The sequence below is a fragment of the Hydrogenophaga sp. SL48 genome, from assembly GCF_021729865.1.
Classification (GTDB): domain Bacteria; phylum Pseudomonadota; class Gammaproteobacteria; order Burkholderiales; family Burkholderiaceae_C; genus Hydrogenophaga.
This window is the reverse complement of record NZ_CP063400.1, coordinates 2,667,017-2,689,040: the sequence shown is the minus strand read 5'-3', so window position 1 is coordinate 2,689,040 and position 22,024 is coordinate 2,667,017. Positions and strand designations below refer to the sequence as shown.

The window sequence follows — 22,024 nt, the reverse complement described above, 5'->3', positions numbered from 1 at the left end:
CCACGCAGGAGACCGCAGTGAGCAAGACCATTCCCGGAACGACGCCGTTCGACGGCGGCGCGGCACAAAAGGGCTACGCCCTGAACAAGATGTGCTTTTCGTTCAATGACAAGGCCAACCGCGAAGCCTTTATCGCCGATCCCGAGGCCTACATGCTGCAGTACGGACTGAACAGCGAGCAGGCCGAGGCCATCCGTTCCAAGCAGGTGCTGGCCCTGATCGCGGCCGGAGGTAACGCCTACTACCTCGCCAAGTTCGCCGGCATCTTCGGGCTGGACATGCAGGACATCGGCGCGCAGCAGACGGGCATGACGAAAGAACAGTTCAAAGCCAAGCTCGTGGCTGCGAATCAGCAGTGCTGAACCCACAGGAGACACAGACATGGCACAACTCATCGGTGGCCTGGCCACATCGCACATCCCCGCCATCGGCGGCGCCATCCACAAAGGCATGCAAAACGAGCCCTACTGGAAGCCGTTTTTCGACGGCTTCCCGCCGATCCACCAGTGGCTGGGCAAGGTCAAGCCCGACGTGGTGGTGGTGTTCTACAACGACCACGGCCTGAACTTCTTCCTCGACAAGATGCCGACGTTTGCGGTGGGGGCTGCCGCGACTTACAGCAACGCCGACGAAGGCTGGGGCATTCCCACGCTGCCGCCGATCCCGGGTTGCCCGGAGCTCTCGTGGCACATCATCAACCAGCTGATCGCCAAGGAGTTCGACATCGTGACCTGCCAGGAGATGCTGGTGGACCACGCCTGCACGCTGCCGTTCAAGCTGTTCTGGCCCGAGCACGAGGTAGCACCGGTGCAGATCGTGCCGATCGACATCAACACGGTGCAGTTCCCGCTGCCCACGGCCAAGCGGGTCTACAAGCTGGGCAAGGCGGTGGGCGAGGCGATCCAGAGCTGGGACAGCAACAAGCGCGTGGCGGTGATGGCCACCGGTGGCCTGTCGCACCAGCTGGACGGTGAGCGCGCGGGTTTCATCAACAAGCAGTTCGACCTGCAGTTCCTCGACAGCATGGAGACGAATCCGGAGTGGGCGACGCAGTTCAGCGACCTGGAGCTGGTGGAGAAGGCGGGCACGCAGGGCGTGGAGTTGCTGATGTGGCTGGCGATGCGCGCGGCGCTCACGGCCGGTGGTTCGGGGGTGCGCAAGGTGCACAGCAATTACCACATCCCGATTTCGAACACGGCTACGGGGGTGCTGGCGTTGGAGACGGTCTGATCTGTCTTTGGGGTGTTTGTGTTTGAAGGAGGGAGCCGCTGGCTCCCTTTTTCGTTCGGGCTTTTGTACGGGTGCCGGAAGCGTCCGGTATCCGACTCCGCGAATGTCCCCCGGCGGCGGGAGGCCGCCTCCTCCTTTATTTCGCTGCGTCAGACACCGAACGCTTCCGGCACGGCGGTGATGTGGGCGCTTCTTGATGTTCTTGGCGAACCCAACCGTTCGCGGGATGGGAGTGTCGGGTGCTTGACGCAGCGAAATAAAGGAGGAGGTGGCCGAAGGCCGCCGGGGGACATTCGCGGAGTCGAGCACCCGGCGATCCCGTCCCACACCACAAAACCAGGCGCACCAAAGAAAAACGGGAGCCGAAGGCTCCCGTAGATCGAAACGAAACGCTGAATCAGATCACATCGTGTCGATGAAGCTGCGCAGCTTGTCCGAGCGGCTCGGGTGTTTGAGCTTGCGCACCGCCTTCGACTCGATCTGACGGATGCGCTCGCGCGTCACGTCAAACTGCTTGCCCACTTCCTCCAGCGTGTGGTCGGTCGACATCTCGATGCCGAAACGCATGCGCAGCACCTTGGCTTCGCGCGGCGTCAGGCTGTCCAGAATCTCCTTCACCACCTCACGCAGACCGGCCTGCATCGCCGCCTCGATGGGCGCGGTGTTGGCCTGGTCTTCGATGAAGTCGCCCAGGTGCGAATCGTCGTCGTCGCCGATGGGTGTTTCCATCGAGATCGGCTCTTTCGCGATCTTCATGATCTTGCGGATCTTGTCCTCGGGCATCTCCATCTTCTCGGCCAGGATGGACGCATCGGGTTCGAAGCCGTGTTCCTGCAAGTGCTGGCGGCTGATGCGGTTCATCTTGTTGATCGTCTCGATCATGTGCACCGGGATGCGGATCGTGCGCGCCTGGTCGGCGATCGAGCGCGTGATCGCCTGGCGGATCCACCACGTGGCATAGGTCGAGAACTTGTAGCCGCGGCGGTATTCGAACTTGTCCACCGCCTTCATCAGGCCGATGTTGCCTTCCTGGATCAGGTCCAGGAACTGCAGACCGCGGTTGGTGTACTTCTTCGCGATCGAGATCACGAGGCGCAAGTTGGCCTCGATCATTTCCTTCTTCGCGTCGCGCGACGTGGATTCGCCCGAGTTCATCCGCTTGTGGATGTCCTTCAGGTGCGCCAGCGGCACGACCACGCTGCTCTGGATCGTCATCAGGCCCTGCTGCAGTTCCTGGATGGGCGGGATGTTGCGCTGCATCACCACGCTCCAGGGCTTGCCGGCGGCGGCCTGCTTCTCGACCCACTTCAGGTTCAGCAGGTTGGCCGGGAAGTCGGCAATGAACTTCTCCTGCGGCATGCCGCACTTGTCCACGATGATGCGGCGCAGCTCGCGCTCTTTCTTTCGCACGTCGTCCACCTGGCTGCGCATGGTGCCGCAGAGCTTCTCGATGGCCTTGGCCGTGAAGCGGATCGACATCAGCGTTTCCGTGATGGCGTGCTGGGTCTTCACGTAGGTCGGCGTGCCGTAGCCTTCCTTGTCGTAGGTCTTGTGCAGCTTCTCGAACTGGTTGCGCAGGGTGTCGAAGCGGGTCAGCGCTTCGCGCTTGAGTTCTTCGAGCTTGCGCGTCAGGGCCTTGGAGCCGCCCTTGCCATCGTCGTCGTCGGCTTCGTCGTAATCATCGAAGTCTTCTTCGGCCACGTAGTCATCGGCCGCATCGGCGTCGGCGAAACCGTCGACCACGGTCGAGATCACGACCTTGCCGTTGCGGATTTCTTCGGACATCGCCAGGATGTCGGCGATGGTGGCGGGGCTTTCGCTGATCGCGGCCATCATGTCGTTCAGGCCGCCTTCGATGCGCTTGGCGATCTCGATTTCGCCTTCGCGTGTCAGCAGCTCGACCGTGCCCATCTCGCGCATGTACATGCGCACCGGGTCGGTGGTGCGGCCGAATTCGCTGTCCACGGTGGACAGGGCGGCTTCGGCTTCTTCTTCGGCTTCTTCTTCGGTCGCGGCGGTCGGGCCGGTGTTGTTCAGCAGCAGGGTTTCGGCGTCGGGCGTCTGTTCGTAGACGGCCACACCCATGTCGTTGAGCAGCGAGACCACCACTTCCAGCGTCTCGGCCTCGACCAGCTTGTCGGGCAGGTGGTCGTTGATTTCGCCGTGCGTCAAATAGCCGCGGGTCTTGCCCAGCTTGATCAGGGTCTTCAGGCGCTCGCGGCGGTTCTTGGCTTCTTCTTCGGACAGGACGGTTTCATCCAGACCGAATTCCTTCATCAGCGCGCGCTCCTTGGCCTTGCTGATCTTCATGCGCAGCGGCTTGACCTTCTCGGTCGGCTGTGCATCGCCGGTGACGACTTCTTCGACGACCTCTTCGGCCAGATCTTCTTCAATGTCGCTCAGGTCGGCGTCGTCCAGATCGCTGCCTCCCTTGCTGGCATCGGCTTTGGGCTTGCGGCCCCGTTTGGCGGCCGGCTTGTCGGCGGCGGCCTTGGCGGGGCGACCGGCCTTTTTCTTGGCACCGGTGTCGGCCAGCTCGGATTCGAGCTCTTCCGGGAGGGCCTTGCTCACGTTGGTTTTGGCGGCAGGCGCCTTGGCAGCGGCTTTGGGAGGGGTCTTGGGAGTCGTCACAACAGGGGCTTTCTTCGGAGGCGCTTTGGCTGGCGCTGCTTTCGCACTGGTTTGTGGTGCGGCTTTTGCGTGGGACACGACGGGCGTACTGGACTTCTTCGCAGGCATGAGGACCTCAAAAAAAATGTCAGAAAAAGAACCGGCAGGACTCACAAAAACCGACGACAAACCGCGTGGGGCAGACCATCCACGGTGGTTTTGTCGGGCACAACGCCCATCACTCGCCGGTGAGGATGGGCCTGCAAGCTGTGTGGGCGAACATTTGGTGTGCAGTCCTTGCGGGGTTCCGTCAGGACCGGGGCGGGTCGCTGAGGTGGCCAGGGGGATTCCCGTGTCGCCCCTGTCTGGGGGCAGGCCTGTGCCGGAGGTGCTGCTGTCGCGCTTGCGGTGCAAAACCCTAGATTATACCGGCGGACCGCTTTTCAAGGCCTTGATGCGTTCATTGACCCGCTTGTAGTCCTCGAAGGCCGAGGCGTCGCCCTGTTGCACCCGCGCCGCCAGCAGACCGGCCAGGGCTTCCAGGGCGTCGCCGCGCAGGCGGTCCATCACGTCGGCGAGCTCGGCCAGCTCCAGCGCCGAATCCGCGCCCATGGTGGCCTGTTCCACCTCGGCGCAGATGAAGGCTTCGTGCTCGTTGCCGCGCAGGGCCTCGCGCAGGGCGGACCAAGGTTGGGGGCCGTGTTCGTGCAGCTGCGCTTCGAGCCAGGCAAACACCGGACCGTGCGGGGCCGGCAGGTGGGCCAGCATCGCGTGGTCGTCGGCGGAGAGCGTGTCCCAGGCCTGGGCGTTGGCCAGCAGCAGGCCCACGGCGCGGTCGGCCCGGCTGCCGCCCGAGCGGCGCGAGCCCAGCATGCGCGGTGGCGGGGGAGGGCCCTTGCGCCATTTGCCATAGCCCTTGTTGCCGTAGCTGCCCTTGCCGTAACCGCTGTTGCCACCGCCGCCATACGACCCGCCGCTGGAGGGGGGGTACGACGGGGTGTAGCCACCTCCCTGGGCGTCGTCGTGGCCCTGTTGGTGGCTGCCGCCGTCGTAGCCGGGTTCCTGCGGTGCCGGTGCTTCACGGTTCGGGCGCGGGGAGCGCGCGCCGCCGTTGGACTGTTGCCAGAGCTGCAGCAGGTCGGCGCTGCCGATGCCGATGCCGTTGGCCAGCTCGGTGATCAGCTGGCGCTTCAAGGCGCCGTCGGGCAGGGCGTTCCACAGCGGGCGGGCCTGGCTGGCCATGCGGGCGCGGCCTTCGGCGCTGGTCAGGTCGCAGTCGGCGCTGGCGGCATCGACCAGAAAACGCGATAGCGGCACGGCCTCTTTGACGCACTGCGCAAAGGCTTCTTCGCCGTTGGCGCGGATGTAGCTGTCCGGGTCGTGTTCGGCGGGCAGGAAGAGGAACTTCACGCTGCGCGTGTCGGTGGCCAGGGGCAGGGCGGCGTCGAGCGCCTTGCGCGCGGCCCGGCGGCCAGCGCCGTCGCCGTCGAAGCTGAAGACCACGCTGTCGGTGAAGCGGAAGAGCTTTTGCACGTGGTCGGGCGTGCAGGCCGTGCCCAGCGTGGCCACGGCGTTGGCAAAACCCAGCTGGGCCAGGGCCACCACGTCCATGTAGCCCTCGGTGACGAGCGCGTAGCCCGCCACGCGGATGGCGGTGCGCGCCTCGAACAGGCCGTAGAGTTCGCGGCCCTTGCTGAACACCGGCGTCTCGGGCGAGTTCAGGTACTTGGGTTCGCCCTTGTCGAGCACGCGTCCGCCAAAGCCGATGTACTCGCCCTTGACGTTGCGGATCGGAAACATGATGCGGTCGCGGAAGCGGTCGTAGCGTTTCGCTTCACCGTCCTGGCCTTTTTCATCCTCGTGTGCGATCACCATGCCGGACTCGACCAGCAGCGCATCGCTGTAGTCCGGGAACACGCTGGCTAGGCTGCGCCAGCCCTCGGGCGCGTAGCCCAGCCCGAAGGTCTTGGCGATCTCGCCCGAGAGGCCGCGGCCCTTCAGATAGGACACCGCACGTGGCGAAGCCTTGAGCTGTTTCATGTAGGCGTGGGCCGCCTTGTCCAGCACATCGTTCAGCGTCACCTGCTTCTGGCGCTGCTGGGCGGCGCGCTCGCGGTCCTGCGGCGAGGCGTCGTCCTCGGGCACCTGCAGGCCGGTTTGCTGGGCCAGGTCCTTCACCGCCTCGATGAAGCTCATGCCGGCATGTTCCATCAGGAAACCGATGGCGTTGCCGTTGGCGCCGCAGCCGAAGCAGTGGTAGAACTGTTTGGTCGGGCTGACGCTGAACGACGGCGACTTTTCGCCGTGGAACGGGCACAGGCCCATCAGGTTGGCTCCGCCTTTTTTCAGCTGGACGTAGCGCCCCACCACGTCGACCACGTCGACGCGATTGAGCAGTTCCTGGATGAAAGTCTGCGGTATGGCCACGGGGCTATTCTCCCCCAACGATTTTGACGAACCCGGAGACCCGCATGACGAGCATCTACGACCAGGACCTGCCCCGCAACGAGGCCAACTTCACCCCGATCTCGCCGCTGTCGTTCGTCGAGCGCACCGCCGAGGTCTACCCCGACCGGCTGGCCGTCGTGCATGGCGCGTTGCGCCAGACCTGGAGCCAGACCTACACCCGCGCGCGCCAGCTCGCCAGTGCGTTGCAAAAGGCCGGTATCGGCAAGAACGACACGGTGGCCGTGATGCTGCCCAACACGCCGCCCATGGTCGAAGCGCACTTCGGTGTGCCCATGGCGGGCGCGGTGCTGAACGCGCTGAACACCCGGCTCGACCCGGAAGCCATCGCCTTCATGCTCGACCACGGCGAGGCCAAGGCGGTGATCGTGGACCCGGAATTCGCCGGCACCCTGGCCAAGGCGCTCAAGCTGCGCCAGGCCAGCACGCCGCTGCTGCTGATCGACGTGGAAGACGCGCTCTTCACCGGTGAATCCCAGCCCGTGGGCAGCACCACCTACGAGGCCTTCATCGCTGGCGGCGACCCGGCCTTTGCCTGGCGCCTGCCCGCCGACGAGTGGGACGCCATCGCGCTCAACTACACCAGCGGCACCACCGGCAACCCCAAGGGCGTGGTCTACCACCACCGTGGCGCGGCGACGAATGCGATCAGCAACGTGCTGGAGTGGGACATGCCCAAGCACGCGGTCTACCTCTGGACACTGCCCATGTTCCACTGCAACGGCTGGTGTTTCCCGTGGACGGTCGCGGCGCGCGCGGGGGTGAACGTGTGCCTGCGCCGCGTGGACCCGCAGGCGATCTTCGACGCAATGCGCGACCACGGCGTGACGCACTACTGCGGCGCCCCCATCGTGCACGGCCTGCTGGTCAATGCACCGGCCTCGATGAAAGAAGGCGTGCCCGCTGGCATCAAGGCCATGGTGGCCGGTGCGGCGCCACCGGCCTCGATGATCGAGGGCATGGAACAGATGGGCTTTGACCTCACCCATGTCTACGGCCTCACCGAGGTCTACGGCCCGGCCACGGTCTGCGCCAAACACGAGGCCTGGGACGCGCTGGACATCGGCGAGCGGGCCCGCCTCAACGCGCGCCAGGGCGTGCGCTACCACCTGCAGCGCGACGTGCGGGCGCTGAATCCCGAGACCATGTTGCCGGTGCCGCTGGACGGCGAGACCATGGGCGAGATCATGTTCAAGGGCAACATCGCCATGAAGGGTTACCTGAAGAACCCGAAGGCGACGGCGGAGGCGTTTGCCGGCGGCTGGTTCCACAGCGGCGATCTGGCGGTGCAGTACCCCGACGGCTATTTCAAGATCAAGGACCGCAGCAAGGACATCATCATCTCGGGCGGCGAGAACATCTCGTCGATCGAGGTGGAGGACGTGTTGTACCGCCACCCGGACGTGCTGGCCGCGGCGGTGGTGGCGCGGCCCGACGCCAAGTGGGGCGAGACGCCGTGTGCGTTTGTGGAGCTGAAGTTCGGCGTGCACACCACGCCCGAAGACATCGTGGCGCATTGCAAGAAACACCTGGCCGGGTTCAAGGTGCCGCGTTTTGTGGTGTTCGGTGAACTGCCCAAGACGAGCACCGGGAAGATCCAGAAGTTTGAGTTGCGCAAGCGGGCGGGGTCGGCGGCGGCCATCGACGTTTGACGTCCTTTCGCGCCAGCACCTCGCGCCCAGACTTCGCGCCCGCACCTCGCGCTGGACGATGGCGTCACCCCCGTTCTCCGGCCCACGCTCGCCGTCGGGCGGATGGGCGCGCAGCCGCTCCCTCGTCAACACCGGGCGGGTGAACCGCCTCTGTGACAACGGCGAAGGGGGCCTGCGCCCGGGGGAGCCACCATCGTCCTCAAAGACAGGTGGGCGTGCCTGCTGTTTCGCTCCAACATCACGTCGGGGTAGGTGGTTTGGGTGGGCGGGCACAGTCCCCATTCGCGGTTGCCACAGAGCGTCCGTGCTGCAACGGTGTTGATGAAGCAACGGCAGCGTGCCCACGCAGACGCCCGAGAGGTGGGACGGAGAACGAACACCCGGACCACCTGCCCCTGCCCACACGGCCGAGCGCCGAAGGAAGGGTGCAACGAAGAACCAAGCACCTGAGCAGCAGCAAACCAACAGCTGCCCCGCCAAAAGCACCCAAGCCTCAATCCCCCGCCACAACCCCCTCGCGCCGTGGATCGGCCCCGCCCAGCCACACCGGCCGGCCGTCCTTCACACCACGCTGGATCGCCTGCAGCCCGCTCGGCATCGGCGTTTCGCTCACCGTGTGACCCTTCTGCTGCAGCGCCTGCACGGTGCTCGCCGGGAAGCGGCCGGCTTCCAGCATGACCGGGCCGCCCAGCGTGCCGAAGTTGGGCAGGTCGATGGCGGCCTGGGGTGACAGACCACCGCCGAGCGTGCCCAGCAGGGTCTTGGCCGTGAAGTGGATGATCAGCGCGCCGCCCGGGCTGCCGGTGCTCATGAGCAGTTGCCCGCTCGCCTTGTCGAACACCAGCGTGGGCGACATCGACGAACGCGGCCGTTTGCCTGGCTCCACGCGGTTGGCCACGGGTCGGCCCTGCGCGTCGGCGGGGGTGAAGCTGAAATCGGTGAGCTGGTTGTTGAGCAGGAAGCCACCAGGGCGCGACGGGTCGGTCGTGACCATCAGGCGCGCGCCGAAGCCCGCCTCGATGGTCGTGGTCATGGCCAGCGCGTGGCCCCAGCGGTCCACGATGCTGATGTGGCTGGTGCCGTATTCCGGCTGTTCGGGCATGGGCGCGTGCGCGCTGGCCACCCCACCGGGCTGGCCGGGCGGGGCTTGTGGCGCCCGCTGCGGACCGATCAGGCGGGCGCGCTCGTCGAGGTAGCGCGTGTCCAGCAGGCTGTCCCAGCGGCCCGCGGGCGGCGCCACGAAATCGGGGTCGGCCAGGTGCAGCGCGCGATCGGCAAACGCCAGCCGCGACGCCTCCATGTAGCTGTGCAGCCATTCCGCGCCCGGCTCACCGCTCAGGGGCGCCGCGCCCTGCGGCGTGCGCGCCAGCAGGCCCATGATCTGGCCAATGGCCACCGCGCCCGAGCTGGGCGGCGGGAAGCCGCAGACGCGCAGCAGGCGCTGCAGGGCCCGGTGGTCGAAGCACAGCGCCTCGCGTTCCTTGGGCTGGTAGCGCCGCAGGTCGTCCAGCGAGAGGCGGCCCGGTTGCGCGGGGTGTTGCTGCGCCTTGGCCACAATGGCGCGCGCCACCGGCCCCTCGTGCAGCGCACGCGGCCCCTGCATGGCGATGTCGCGCAGCACCGCCGCCAGCGACGGGTTCTTCAGCACATGGCCCACCGGGTGGGGCTGCCCATCGGCGCGGTAGAAATAGGCGGCGGCCACCGGGTCGGACTTGAGCGCGGTCTCGGCTTGCAGCAGGCCGTGCAGCCGGGGGCTGACGGCGAAACCTTGCTCGGCGAGGGTGATGGCCGGTTCAAACAGCTTCGCCCAGGGCAGCTTGCCGTGATGCCGGTGCGCCAGCGCCAGCATGGCCACCGCGCCGGGGGTGCCCACCGAGCGACCACCGACCACCGCCTCCATGAACGGCAACGGTTGGCCGTCGGTGCCCATGAACAGGTTGCCATCGACCGCTGCAGGCGCGGTCTCGCGGCCGTCGTAGGCCTGCACGCGCCGGCCATCGTGGTGCAGCAGGAAGGCGCCGCCGCCGATGCCGCTGGACTGCGGCTCCACCAGCGTGAGCACCATCTGCACGGCGATGGCGGCGTCCACCGCGCTGCCTCCCGCGCGCAGCACCTGGGCGCCCGCGTCGGCGGCCAGCGGATTCGCGGCGGCCACCGCCTCGCGCGGGTAGGCCCATCCGGGTTTGGCGCTCCAGCCCGTGGCCGACTCGGGTTGCTGAGGCAGCATGGGCGGCTGGTACGCCCAGGGGGAAGCCGGTGGGGCGCTGCACGCGGCCAGGGCGACGGCGATGACCACCGCCGTCAAGGCGCGGCCCGCGATCCGGTGGGCCTGTGAAAAATGTGGCATGGACATGGCTTTCATGGGGTGGATCAGACACGGCTTGCCCGACGTCAAACAAATTGTTACTTTTTCAGGGTATGTTGATCCTGCTGGCACACGGGTGCCCAGCACGTGTTCTACAGGAGATTCGATGACCCTCACCATCACGCCCGGCTCCGACTCGGGGTCTTTCTGCGCCGCACCGCGTGCGCTGGTGCAGACCCTGCCGCAGCTGATCAACGCACAGGACACCCAGCGCCGGCGGCCGATCGTGGGTTTGAGCGAAGCCTTGCGTCAACTGCACCTGCTGGACGAGGGCATCCTGCGCGAGCTGGTGGCCGAAGACCCGGACCTGCTGCGCTCGCGCTCGGGCGACCTGGTGCAGCGCCTCCTGCTGACCGAAGACGAACTGCACCGCGCGCTGGCGCGGGTGGCGGGGCTGGTGGAGATCGAGGTGCTGGGGTTTGAGGGGGACCCCAAGGCCTTCGACCTGCTGCCGCTGCGCCACGCGCAGGCGCTGAACGTGGTGCCGCTGGGCATGGCCAACGAGCAGCTGTACATCGCGTCGTGTGCGCCCACGAGCGACGCCTTGCGCCAGCAGCTGCGCAGCCTGACCGGCCACTCGGTGGCGCTGGTCTGGGGCAGCCGCGAGGCCATCGAGCGGCGGCTGGAGGTGCAGGAGCGCGTGGAACGCGCGAACCACGCTCGCCACGCACCGGCCGTCGTCGACGAGCTGTGGCGCAAGCTGGCGCCGCCAGGCGCGGGCAGCTCCCAGGAACGGGTGCTCGTGGACGACCTGGTGATGCAGGCGATGGTGGAGCTGGGCAGCGGCGCCGAGGCCGAGCAGCTCGCCTCGGCCAGCGAGTCGGCCGGCATGGTGCGCCTGGTCAATCAGATGATCGCCGAGGCGCAGCGCCTGCACGCCTCCGACATCCACATCGAGACCAACCCGGGCGAGGCGCTGACGGCGATCCGGTTCCGGCGCGACGGCGATCTGGAGCCCTACCTGTGGCTGCCGGCGAAGCTGCGCGGCCCGCTGGTCTCGCGCATCAAGATCATGGCGCGGCTGGACATCGCCGAGCGACGCCGCCCGCAGGACGGCAAGATCGATTTCTCCGAATTCGGCGGCCAGGCGCTGGAGCTGCGCGTGGCGGTGATGCCGACCCACGACGGGCTGGAAGACGTGGTGCTGCGCCTGCTCGAATCGGCCAAGCCGCTGCCACTCTCGCGGCTGGGCCTGCAGCCGCGCGACCTGGAGACCATTGCGGGCTTCTCGCAGCGCAGCTTTGGCATGGTGCTCGCCGTGGGGCCGACCGGCTCGGGAAAAACCACCACACTGCACTCCATGCTGGCCGAGGTGAACACCGCCGAGCGCAAGATCTGGACCGCCGAAGACCCGATCGAGATCACCCAGCCCGGGCTGCGGCAGGTGCAGATGAACGCCAAGATCGGGCTGACCTTCGCGAGCGCCATGCGCAGCTTCCTGCGCGCCGACCCGGACATCATCATGATCGGCGAGATCCGCGATGCCGAGACCGCGAAGATCGCCATCGAGGCCTCGCTCACCGGCCACCTCGTGCTCTCGACCCTGCACACCAACAACGCCAGCGAAAGCGTGGTGCGCCTGCTGGACCTGGGCATGGACCCGATGAACTTCGCCGATTCGCTGCTGGGGCTGGTGGCGCAGCGGCTGGTGCGCGCCCTGTGCCCACATTGCGCAAGCACGAGCGCGCTCGACGACACGTCCTGGACGGCGCTGCTGGAGGAGTACCGCGAGGGCAGCAGCCTCGGCCTGCCGCAGGCCCAGGCCCGGCTGCTGGACGCCGCGGGCGTGGCCACCCCCGGCGAGGTGCGGGTTCGCCACGCGGTGGGCTGCGAGCATTGCGGCGGCAAGGGCTACAAGGGGCGCATGGGCGTCTACGAGATCCTGCAGAACAGCCGGGAGATCAAGCGGCTGATCCAGAACCGCGCACGGCCTGGCGAGATCTTCGACACCGCCGTGAACGAGGGCATGCGCAGCCTGCGCCACGACGCGCTGGAGAAGGTGGTGCAGGGCCGCATCGACCTCAAGCAGGCCCGGCTGGCCTACCGCTGAGCCAGGCTCTTCGAGAAGGCAGGAAGTGCTTCATACCGCTTTGAAGGCGAATCGGTATTGGTTTTCCATGGCGCCGGAGAGCGATCCCTGCGCATGAAATGGTGCCCACAAGGGCACCGCCGGGCCGGCTCTGCCGGACGGCCAGTGCCGCCCCCCTTGAGGGGGGGGACGCGAAGCGGCGCGGGGGGTGTCCCTCCTCAGCGCGGCGCCAGGCGGATCGCGCCATCGAGGCGGATCACCTCGCCGTTGAGCATGTCGTTTTCGATGATGTGTTTCGCCAGCTTGGCATAGTCCTGCGGCGTGCCCAGGCGGCTGGGGAAGGGCACGCTGGCGGCCAGGGCGTCCTGCACTTCCTGCGGCATGCCGAACAGCATGGGCGTGCCGAAGATGCCGGGGGCGATGGTCATGTTGCGGATGCCGTTGCGCGACAGGTCGCGCGCGATGGGCAGCGTCATGCCGACCACGCCGCCTTTGCTGGCCGCGTAGGCGGCCTGGCCGATCTGGCCGTCGTAGGCCGCCACGCTGGCGGTGCTGATCATCACGCCGCGCTCGCCGGTGGCTTCGGGTTCGTTCTTGCACATGGCTTCCGAGGCGAGACGGATCATGTTGAAGCTGCCGACCAGGTTGACCATGATGGTCTTGGTGTACACGGCCAGCGAGTGCGCGCCGTTTTTGCCCACGGTCTTTTCGGCCGGCGCGATGCCGGCGCAGTTGACCAGGCCCATGAGCTTGCCCATCGAGACCGCCTTGGCGACCACGGCCTGGCCGTCGGCTTCGCTGCTGACGTCGCATTTGACGAAAGCGCCGCCGATCTCTTGGGCGACAGCTTCGCCTTTTTCAGCCTGCATGTCGGCGATGACGACCGTGCCGCCGTTCGCAGCCAGCATGCGCGCCGTGCCTTCGCCCAGGCCCGATGCGCCGCCGGTGACGATGAAAACCTTGCCTTGAATGTCCATGGGTGTGCTCCTCGAATGGTGAATTGACGTTGACGTAAACGTCAATTATCGCCCAGGGCGCTCGGCGGGCTTCAGGCGGCCGGAAGTTCCAGGGTGACGTCGGTCCCACGACCTGGTTCGCTGGACACGCGCAGCCACCCGCCGTGCAGGTCGACGATGCGTTTCACGATCGCCAGGCCCAGGCCTTTGCCGCCTTCGCCGGTGGCGGGTGCCACACTGGACCGGCTCTGGTAGAAGCGATCGAAGAGGTGGGGAATGTCTGCGGCCGCCATGCCCGACCCGTTGTCGCTCACCCGCACCCTGACCACCTCGCCGTGTTCGCCGGTGTGGCGGCCGGCGCTCAGCTGGATCACGCTGCCGCGGCCCGAGAACTTGAGCGCGTTGTCCACCAGGTTGGCCACCGCGCGCTCGAACAGTTCGATGTCCACCGCCGCGAGCGCGGGGCGCTGTGCGGCGCCGGGGTCTTCGGCCACCTGCAGACGGATGCCCTGAAGGCGCGCGCGCTCGGCAAAGCGCATGACCACGTCGTCCAGCAGCTCGCCCAGGTCCAGCACCTCGGCGTTGAGCTGGAACGTCGGTTCGTCCAGGCGGGCCAGGTCGCCCAGGCTCTGCACGAGGCGGGCCGCGTTCTGCGTGTTGCGCAGGGCCACCGCGACCAGCCGGCGGTCGTCGTCGCGGGTGGCGTCGCCGGCCCAGCGGGCGTCGAGGGTTTCGAGGCAGGCGGTGGTGGCGGTCAGCGGGGAGCGCAGATCGTGCGAGAGGTTGCTCACGCCTTCGCGGCGGAAGTGGTCCAGGCGCCGCAGCGTGCTCCACTGCCGCCGCAAGGTCTGGAGCATCGCGTCGATGCCGCGCGCGAGTTGCCCGAATTCATCGTTGCCCTGGGCATCGGGCAGGTCTAGCGACGGGCCCGGCCCGTCCGGGTCGGTCGAGGCCATGTCGTCGAGCCCGGCCTGCGTGACCCGGCCGACCGATCGTGTGAGGCGCGACAGCGGGCGCGTGAGGGTGGCGGTGGCCCAGGTGGCGAGCAGGGTGGCGAGCGCCACCACCGCCAGCACCATCAGCGCCGCGGGCTGCGACAGCGTGCTGCGCAAGGCCGCCATGCGCCCCTCCCCGAACACGCGGGGGCGGCACACCAGGTACAGGTAACCATCGACCGGCCGGTCGGGCTGTATGGAGGCGAACCGCAGGGGGCGCGCCGCGATGACCACGCGCTTGTCCATGTGCTCGGGGTCGTCGCCGAGCACATAGGGCATGGGCGTGTCGCCCGCGGCCTCCAGCACCGGGCCGATGCGCACCTTGAAGCCCGGCGGCAGCGGGGTGGTGCCGGTGGTGCTGAGCACGGTGCCCTGGGTGTCCAGCAGGTAGAGCTGGGTGTCGGGTTCGTAGAGCACCAGGTTGGCGAGGAAGTCGGTGAAGTCCCCGCCAAAGCGCTCCCGCATGCCCAGCAGGTCGTTGTGCTGCGTGACCACGCGCTTCAGGAAGGCGTCGGCCCGGTAGTAGGCCGACTCGTGTTCGAAGCGCTCGTAGGCCAGCACGATGGCGACCACCACGCCCAGCACGGTGAACAGACCCGTGAGGAAGATCGTGAGGGCGATCTTGGCGCGAACCTTCATGGCTCAGCGCGACGGGCGTTCGCGCATCTTGTAGCCCGCGCCGCGCACCGTGAGGATGAAGTCCGGGCGCAGCGGGTCGGCTTCCAGCTTGGCGCGCAGGCGGTTGATGTGGGTCGTCACCGTGTGTTCGTAGCCGTCGTGCGTGTAGCCCCAGACGGCGTTGAGCAGCTGCCCGCGCGAGAACACGTGGCCGGGGTGCTGGGCGAAATGCAGCAACAGATCGAACTCCAGCGCCGTGAAATCGAGGTTCATGCCGCGCACCCGGGCCAGGCGCTTGACAGGGTGGATCTCCAGCTCGCCGTTGACCAGTGGGGCGCCAGCATCCGCGGCCAGGCTCTGGGCCGCCTGCGCCGCGCGCAGCAGCTCCGAGCGCCGCAGCAGCGCCTTGACGCGGGCCAGCAGCTCGGCGATGGAAAAGGGTTTGGTGAGGTAGTCGTCGGCGCCCAGTTCCAGGCCCAGCACCCGGTCGAGCTCGGTGGACTTGGCGGTGAGCATCAGGATGGGCGTGTGGTCACCGCGCGAGCGCAAGGTCTTGCACACCTCCAGCCCGTCCAGGCCCGGCATCATCAGGTCGAGCACCAGCAGGTCGTGTCCAGCCTCGGTCTGCAGCGCCAGCGCCGACGGCCCGTCGCGGGTTTCGCTCACGCCATAGCCGGCACCGCGCAGGTTCAGGGCGAGCAGGTCCCGGATGTCGGTCTGGTCCTCGGCGATCAGGATCTGCTTCATGGCATTCATGGGAATGGGTCCGCTGCGTGAGCGCTTTCTTACCCGATTGTTATCGAAATGTGATCTTTCGATAGCGGGCTGTGATCTGGGCTCACCACAGTGGAGGCATCCCATCCGAACCGGAGCCCGCCATGAACACCGCCCAGCTATCTGCCTTCTCCACACCCCCCACCGGCACCGTCTGCTGGACCGAGATGGTGAGCCACCGCAGCTACCTGATCCGGTTCGCCCGGCGCAAACTCCACGATCCGATGCTGGCCGAAGACCTGGTGCACGACGTGTTCGAGGCGGTGATGTCCGGGTGCGCGGCGTTTTCAGGCCGCAGCGCGCTGCGCAGCTGGCTCACCGGCATCCTCAAGAACAAGCTGGTGGATTTGATCAGGGACCGCGCCCGTTACCACGAGATGGACGCCGACACCGAAGACGACGAGGCCCTGCAGTTCGAATGCGCCGCCGCCCGCCCGGACGAACTCGCCGAGCACCGCGAGCGCCTGGCCTTGACCCTCGCTCGCATCGAACAATTGCCTCAAGGGCTGCGTGACGTGATGCAGTGGCGCGTGCTGCACGATGAAGCCACCGAGGTGGTGTGCGAGCGCTTGGCGATCAGCCAGGACAGCCTGTTCGTGCGCCTGCACCGGGCGCGCAAACTGTTGAATTGAACCACCCCCATCGCTTGTTCGCTGCGCGTAACCGCTCAGCCCCTCAAGGGGCAATGCGAGCGGCCCGGCAAAGCCGGTTCCGCCGCATTCTGAGTGGGATACACGTGCGCCGGAGAGGCGGTGGATCGTGAGAGGGGAAGTTGCCCCAGAACGCGGTGGAACCGGCTCTGCCGGGCCACTCGCGTTGTCCCCCCTCCGGGGGGAAGCCGCAAAGCGGCGCAGGGGGGTTACTTGTACCCAACCCGGTCCATCATCTGCTGCACCTTGGTCATGTTCTTCGCGACCACGCCCAGCGGGATCTGCTCGGCCTTGAAGTTGTCGCCGCCCATGGCCGTGATGGCCGGGTTGGCGATCTTCAGGCCCTTGGCGGCAGGGAACTCGTTGTTGCCGTTGGCGAAGTAGTCCTGGGCGAAGGGGCTGGCCAGGTACTCCATGAAGACGATGGCGTTGTCGCGGTTCTTGGCGTGTTTGGCCATGGCCGCGCCGGCGATGTTGACGTGCGTGCCGCTGGTGCCCTGGTTCGGGAACACCACGCGCACCTTCTCCATGGCCGAGCGCTCGTCCGGTTTGTCTGACTTGATCAGGCGCGCCAGGTAGTAGGTGTTGGTCAGCGCCACGCCACATTCGCCCGAGGCCACGGCCTTGATCTGGTCGGTGTCGCCGCCCTTGGGTGCGCGTGCCATGTTGTCCACCACGCCTTTGAGCCAGGCCTCGCCCTTAGCGTCGCCCAGGCGCTCGACCACGGTGGAGAAGAGCGACAGGTTGTAGGGGTGCGAGCCCGAGCGCGTGCAGACCAGGCCCTTGAGCTTGGGGTCGGCGAGCTGCTCATAGGTGGCCACGTCGGCGGCCTTGACGCGCAGCGGGTCGTACACGATCACGCGGGCGCGGGTCGAGAAACCGGTCCAGGTCACACCGTCCTTGGTGGCGTCGGCGCGCAGGTTGGCGGGAATGGCCGCGTCCAGCTTGGCGGACTTGAACGGCTGGAACAGGCCCTGGCTGTCGGCCGAGGCCATGCGCGCGGCGTCCACCAGCAGGATCACGTCGGCCGGCGAAGCAGCGCCCTCGGCGCGCAGGCGCGCCACGATGCCGGCGTCGTCCGCATCCACCCGGTTGATCTTGATGCCGGTGGTCTTGGTGAAGTTGTCGTACATCGCCTCGTCGGTCTGGTAGTGGCGGGCCGAGTAGAGGTTGAGCACCTTGTCCTGGGCCTGGGCGTTCAGGGCGGCGGCGCTGGCGGCCAGGATCAGCGTGAGGGAAGCAAGCTTTTTCATGGGGGCTTTCAGAGAGACGGACGTGGACAATGTGGGGCTGGATCCCCGGGCACGGTGCCTCGGGAAACCACGGGAATCGATGCTAACAGAAATGCGAATAGTTCTTGATAAGCTTTCTTTGATCTGGGTCAAAACCCGTTTTGGCTGGGCGTTGCCGCTGGCCTTGCTGGTGATGGGAGGCTGCAGCACCCCGCCCACCGTGCCACCGCCGACCGTGCCGCCACCCGTGGTGGAGGTGCCCCAGCGCGCGCCGCGCCTGGGTCTGGCGCTGGGGGGCGGCGCCGCGCGCGGCTTTGCGCACGTGGGGGTCATTCAGGTGCTGGAAGCCAACGGCATCCACCCCGACGTGGTCACCGGCACCTCGGCGGGCAGCCTGGTGGCTGCGTTGTACGCCAGCGGCAAGGACGCCACGGAGCTGGAACGCGCGGCCCTGAGCATGGACGAAGCCACCCTCACCGACTGGATACTCCCGCTGGTCAGCCGCGGCCTGCTGCGCGGCGAGGCGCTGGCGCGCTACGTGCGCCAGGCCGTGGGCGGCAAGCTGATCGAGCAGATGAAGCTGCCGCTGGGCATCCTCGCCACCGACCTCGGCACCGGGCAGGGCGTGCTGTTCCGGCGCGGCGACGCGGCGCAGGCCGTGCGCGCGTCCAGCGCCGTGCCCGGCGTGTTCAACCCGGTCGCCATCGCGGGGCGCGAATACGTGGACGGCGGCCTGGTCGCACCCGTGCCGGTGCGCCAGGCGCGCGAGATGGGCGCCGAGGTGGTGCTGGCGGTGGACATCTCGGCCGACCCACAGGACCTGCCGTCCAACGGCCTGCTGAGCCTGCTGCCCAAAACGACGGCCATCATGGGCCAGAGCATCAACCGGCTGGAGCTGGCCGGGGCCAACGTGGTGGTGCGACCGGCGCTGGCGGGGGTGGGCAGCGCCGACTTCACCTCGCGCCAGCGCAGCATCGATGCCGGGCGGGCCGCGATGCAGGCGGCCTTGCCGCGCCTCAAGCTGGAGTTGTCCAGGCACCGTGCACTGGCCAGCCACTGAGCGCTGGCTTGAAAGGCTGAGGCATAAAAAAAGCCCCGGCCTTGCGGCTGGGGCTTAAGGGGTCCGATGAAACCGAATTTCGAAAAGGACCCGAGGAGACAACCAGAAAAACCGGTCTTGGAAACCAAGCCCGCCCTTTCGAGGTCGAGGCCTGATCTTCCGATGTTTGAATCATGCCGGCCTTGATGGAGATCAAAACCCGCATGAAAGGGGCAAAGCCCCGTCAACTCAACGCTTCTTGGCGGCGGCCTTGGTGGCGCTCACGGCTTGCGTGGTCACGGTGTTGAAGTTGGCTTCGGCCATTTCGGTGGCTTGCTTGACAGCCTTCTGCACCGATTCCATGGCGTTGTTGGCGGCGGACACGGCGCTCTTCATCACGGCCACGGCGGTTTCGGAACCGGCGGGAGCGTTCTTGGAGGCGTTGTCCACGACCGACATGAACTTCTTCTGTGCGTCAGCAGCCTGGGCTTCTGCGGCCTTGCCGAATTCAGCGCTGGTGCCCGAAGCGATGTCATACAGGTGACGGCTGTAGGCCACGGTCTTCTCGGCCAGGGGCTGCATCAGGCTGGCTTGCAGCGTCAGCAGTTCCTGGGCGTCCTTGACGGACAGCAGGGCTTGCGTGCTGTTGGCGGACTCGCTCAGGGCGGCCTTGGTGGCTTGAACGTTCAGCTCGACCAGCTTTTCCACGCCTTCGAAGGCTTTCTGGGTCAGGCCGAAAATGGTTTCGATGTTGGCTTTTTGTGCGGCAACGATTTGTTCAGCGGTCAGCATGGTGATTACTCCAATAGGTATAAAAGGGACAGAGGGCTTAGTTGAGAGCTGCTCTGGAACTCCGCGCTGTCTCGACGCTGTTGTTCTCGTTCGCTTTGCTGCACTGCAACATGACCCGAATTATAGGGACAACCCGCGCGGCTGCAAGTGATTTTTGCTGCGCTGCAACATTCTAGGGTCGCTTTTCTAAACCGCAGCGGCCCCGCCGGGATTTATGGGCACGACACAATGGCCCACACCGCCAGAGTCCCCCCCGTGCACGTCTTTTACGCCGACCACTTCATCTTGCCGCTGCCTGCCGGGCACCGGTTCCCCATGGCCAAGTACGGTCGCCTGCGCGAGCGGCTGGCGGCCGAGTGGCCAGCCGTCCAGCTCGGTCAGGCCCTGCCCGCCAGCGACGGCGAGCTGGCCCTGGTGCACACGCCGGCCTACATCGGTGCCGTCCAGCACGGCACGCTGTCCCCGGCGGCCCAGCGCGAGATCGGTTTCCCCTGGAGCCCGGCCATGGCCGAGCGCGCGCGCCGCTCGGTGGGCGCGACCATCCAGGCCTGCCGGGCCGCGCTGTCGGGCGAGGGCCTGGCCGCCAACATCGCCGGCGGCACGCACCACGCCTACGCCGACAAGGGCAGTGGCTTCTGCGTGTTCAACGACGCCGCCGTGGCCGCCCGCCTGATGCAGGCCGAACACGCGCGCACCCACCGCGCCCGCGGGCCGCTGCGCGTGGCCATCGTTGATCTGGACGTGCACCAGGGCAACGGCACCGCGCGCATCTTTGCGAACGACCCCACGGTCTTCACCCTCTCGCTGCACGGCGAAAAGAACTTCCCCTTCCGCAAGGAGCCCAGCGACCTGGACGTGGAGCTGCCCGATGGCACAGGCGATGTGATCTACCTGGAGGCGCTGGAGCGCGCGCTCGACGAACTGGCGTGCCGCTTCGAACCGGATCTGGTGATCTACCTCGCCGGTGCCGACCCCCATGAAGGCGACCGGCTGGGGCGCCTGAAACTCACGTTTGACGGGCTGGAGGCACGCGACCGCCGGGTCATGGACTGGGCCTGGCAGCGCCGCCTGCCGCTGGCCTTTGCCATGGCCGGGGGCTACGGCACCGACATGGAGGCCACCGTGCAGGCGCAGGTGAACACCTACCGCGTCGCGCTCGGCTACCACGCGCGCTGGGCCTCGCTGGCCGGGCGCACGGCCAGCAGCGGAAACGCCGTGGCGACGCGGGCGACAGCCTCGACCGACACCCGCTGGCAGAATGCCGCGCCATGAGCCACCCCGCCACCCCCGCTGCCCGCCCGCAGGCCAAGGCCCGCGACCACTACCGCGTCTTCCGCCCCATCGGCACCCGCTGGAGCGACAACGACATCTACGGCCATGTCAACAACGTCGTCTACTACAGCTGGTTCGACACGGCGGTCAACGCCTGGCTGATCGGGCAGGGCGCGCTGGACATCCATGGCGGCAAGGTCATTGGCCTGGTGATCGAGACCCAGTGCAACTACTTTGCACCGCTGGCTTTTCCGCAGACGGTGGAGGCGGGCTTGCGGGTGGCGCACCTGGGGCAATCCAGCGTGCGCTACGAGGTGGGCCTGTTCGCCGAGGGCAGCGAGACCGCCGCGGCCTGTGGCCACTTCGTTCACGTCTATGTGGACCGCGACACCCGCCGGCCGGTGCCGCTGCCGGCGCCGCTCAAGGCGGCGCTCGAAACCGCCGTCTGACCGCGGAAGCACGCATTTCCGATCTTGGACATAATTGACGTTGACGTAAACGTCAATCACAACGGAGACCTTGCATGAGCCTCAACCCCCCGCCTGCCGCCGCCATGGCCGCGATCGATGCCGCCAGTGTGGACGCGGCCATCACCAGCCGCCTGTCGGCCCGGGCCTTCCTGCCGCAGCCGGTGCCCCGCGCAACGCTGGAGCACCTCCTGGAGGTGGCCGCCCGCGCGCCCTCCGGCACCAACACCCAGCCCTGGAAGGTCTACGTGCTGCAAGGTCAGAGCCGCGACACGCTGGTGGCGCAGTGCTGCGCCGCGCACGACGCGCTGCGCGCCGACCCCTCGCTCGCCGCGCAGTACCGCGAGGAGTACGACTACTACCCGGAGAAGTGGGTCAGCCCCTACATCGACCGCCGCCGCGAAAACGGCTGGAGCCTCTACGGCCTGCTCGGCATCACCAAGGGCGACAAGGACAAGATGCACGCGCAGCACCAGCGCAACTTCAAATTCTTCGATGCGCCCGTGGGCCTGATGTTCACCCTGGACAAGGTGATGGGCCGGGGCTCGCTGGTGGACTATGGCATGTTCCTGCAGAACATCATGGTGGCTGCACGTGGCCACGGCCTGCACACCTGCCCGCAGGCCGCGTGGAACGGCTTTGCCAAGATCATCCTGCCGCACATCGGCGCGGCCGAGAACGAGATGCTTGTGTGTGGCATGGCGCTGGGCTATGCCGATCCGGCCGATCCGGTGAACGGGTTTCACACGCCGCGTGAGACGGTGGCCAGCTTCACACATTGGCTGGAGTGACCTGCAGGCTCAGATCACCCGATCAAAGTGGTGGTGTCGGCTGCACCATCCAGGGCCAGCGCGGAACCGGCTTGGCCGGGCCGCTG

At 67.2% G+C, this 22,024-nt stretch carries 17 protein-coding genes; 9 read left to right on the top strand and 8 right to left on the bottom strand.

Going from position 1 to position 22,024, the window contains the following annotated elements:
• The first annotated feature begins 17 nt into the window (after window positions 1-17).
• Both IM738_RS12685 and IM738_RS12680 read left to right on the top strand, forming a co-directional pair.
• On the top strand, window positions 18-362 hold the full coding sequence (locus IM738_RS12685) for a protocatechuate 4,5-dioxygenase subunit alpha (RefSeq protein WP_236966215.1): 345 nt from the start codon (window positions 18-20) through the stop codon (window positions 360-362).
• Between the two features lie 19 nt (window positions 363-381).
• Window positions 382-1,230, top strand: a complete 849-nt coding sequence (locus tag IM738_RS12680) for a class III extradiol dioxygenase family protein (protein WP_236966214.1) — start codon at window positions 382-384, stop codon at window positions 1,228-1,230.
• A 402-nt stretch (window positions 1,231-1,632) separates the two neighbouring features.
• Here the strand turns inward: IM738_RS12680 and rpoD are convergent, their stop codons facing one another.
• Together rpoD and dnaG are read right to left on the bottom strand one after the other, a co-directional pair.
• On the bottom strand, window positions 1,633-3,969 hold the full coding sequence (gene rpoD / locus IM738_RS12675; protein WP_236966213.1) for an RNA polymerase sigma factor RpoD: 2,337 nt from the start codon (window positions 3,967-3,969) through the stop codon (window positions 1,633-1,635).
• Between the two features lie 294 nt (window positions 3,970-4,263).
• The gene (gene dnaG, locus IM738_RS12670) at window positions 4,264-6,267 is read right to left on the bottom strand and encodes a DNA primase (protein WP_236966212.1); all 2,004 of its coding nucleotides are present in this window, start codon (window positions 6,265-6,267) and stop codon (window positions 4,264-4,266) included.
• A gap of 44 nt (window positions 6,268-6,311) precedes the next feature.
• On the opposite strand from dnaG, the gene IM738_RS12665 reads away from it, so the two are divergent.
• Window positions 6,312-7,958, top strand: coding sequence for an acyl-CoA synthetase (locus tag IM738_RS12665; protein ID WP_236966211.1), 1,647 nt, complete (start codon window positions 6,312-6,314; stop codon window positions 7,956-7,958).
• A gap of 493 nt (window positions 7,959-8,451) precedes the next feature.
• On the opposite strand, the gene IM738_RS12660 is transcribed toward IM738_RS12665, so the two are convergent.
• Window positions 8,452-10,311, bottom strand: coding sequence for a gamma-glutamyltransferase family protein (locus tag IM738_RS12660; protein ID WP_442908521.1), 1,860 nt, complete (start codon window positions 10,309-10,311; stop codon window positions 8,452-8,454).
• A gap of 118 nt (window positions 10,312-10,429) precedes the next feature.
• Between IM738_RS12660 and IM738_RS12655 the strand changes: the two genes are divergently transcribed.
• Window positions 10,430-12,373 (top strand): GspE/PulE family protein, encoded by a 1,944-nt coding sequence (locus IM738_RS12655; RefSeq protein ID WP_236966210.1) that lies wholly within the window; start codon window positions 10,430-10,432, stop codon window positions 12,371-12,373.
• Between the two features lie 197 nt (window positions 12,374-12,570).
• Here the strand turns inward: IM738_RS12655 and IM738_RS12650 are convergent, their stop codons facing one another.
• The 3 genes from IM738_RS12650 to IM738_RS12640 form a co-directional block, all read right to left on the bottom strand.
• Window positions 12,571-13,329, bottom strand: coding sequence for a 3-hydroxyacyl-CoA dehydrogenase (locus tag IM738_RS12650; RefSeq protein ID WP_236966209.1), 759 nt, complete (start codon window positions 13,327-13,329; stop codon window positions 12,571-12,573).
• A gap of 71 nt (window positions 13,330-13,400) precedes the next feature.
• On the bottom strand, window positions 13,401-14,942 hold the full coding sequence (locus tag IM738_RS12645) for a HAMP domain-containing sensor histidine kinase (protein ID WP_236966208.1): 1,542 nt from the start codon (window positions 14,940-14,942) through the stop codon (window positions 13,401-13,403).
• Between the two features lie 3 nt (window positions 14,943-14,945).
• Window positions 14,946-15,677, bottom strand: a complete 732-nt coding sequence (locus IM738_RS12640; protein ID WP_236966207.1) for a response regulator transcription factor — start codon at window positions 15,675-15,677, stop codon at window positions 14,946-14,948.
• 122 nt (window positions 15,678-15,799) lie between these two features.
• Between IM738_RS12640 and IM738_RS12635 the strand changes: the two genes are divergently transcribed.
• Window positions 15,800-16,327 carry an RNA polymerase sigma factor gene (locus tag IM738_RS12635; protein WP_236966206.1) on the top strand — a complete coding sequence of 176 codons (528 nt, stop codon included), beginning with the start codon at window positions 15,800-15,802 and terminating at the stop codon, window positions 16,325-16,327.
• Window positions 16,328-16,554: 227 nt separating this feature from the next.
• Here the strand turns inward: IM738_RS12635 and IM738_RS12630 are convergent, their stop codons facing one another.
• The gene (locus IM738_RS12630; RefSeq protein ID WP_236966205.1) at window positions 16,555-17,598 is read right to left on the bottom strand and encodes an extracellular solute-binding protein; all 1,044 of its coding nucleotides are present in this window, start codon (window positions 17,596-17,598) and stop codon (window positions 16,555-16,557) included.
• A gap of 172 nt (window positions 17,599-17,770) precedes the next feature.
• On the opposite strand from IM738_RS12630, the gene IM738_RS12625 reads away from it, so the two are divergent.
• Window positions 17,771-18,637: a patatin-like phospholipase family protein gene (locus IM738_RS12625; protein ID WP_442908520.1), complete on the top strand. Its 867-nt coding sequence runs from the start codon at window positions 17,771-17,773 to the stop codon at window positions 18,635-18,637.
• 228 nt (window positions 18,638-18,865) lie between these two features.
• Here the strand turns inward: IM738_RS12625 and IM738_RS12620 are convergent, their stop codons facing one another.
• Window positions 18,866-19,408 carry a phasin family protein gene (locus tag IM738_RS12620; RefSeq protein WP_236966203.1) on the bottom strand — a complete coding sequence of 181 codons (543 nt, stop codon included), beginning with the start codon at window positions 19,406-19,408 and terminating at the stop codon, window positions 18,866-18,868.
• A gap of 255 nt (window positions 19,409-19,663) precedes the next feature.
• On the opposite strand from IM738_RS12620, the gene IM738_RS12615 reads away from it, so the two are divergent.
• From IM738_RS12615 to IM738_RS12605, 3 genes are all read left to right on the top strand, one after another.
• Window positions 19,664-20,680 (top strand): histone deacetylase family protein, encoded by a 1,017-nt coding sequence (locus IM738_RS12615; protein ID WP_236966202.1) that lies wholly within the window; start codon window positions 19,664-19,666, stop codon window positions 20,678-20,680.
• Window positions 20,677-21,129: an acyl-CoA thioesterase gene (locus tag IM738_RS12610; RefSeq protein ID WP_236966201.1), complete on the top strand. Its 453-nt coding sequence runs from the start codon at window positions 20,677-20,679 to the stop codon at window positions 21,127-21,129. The genes IM738_RS12615 and IM738_RS12610 overlap by 4 nt, the downstream gene beginning before the upstream one ends.
• Before the next feature lie 74 nt (window positions 21,130-21,203).
• Window positions 21,204-21,938: a nitroreductase gene (locus tag IM738_RS12605; protein WP_236966200.1), complete on the top strand. Its 735-nt coding sequence runs from the start codon at window positions 21,204-21,206 to the stop codon at window positions 21,936-21,938.
• Window positions 21,939-22,024: the final 86 nt, after the last annotated feature.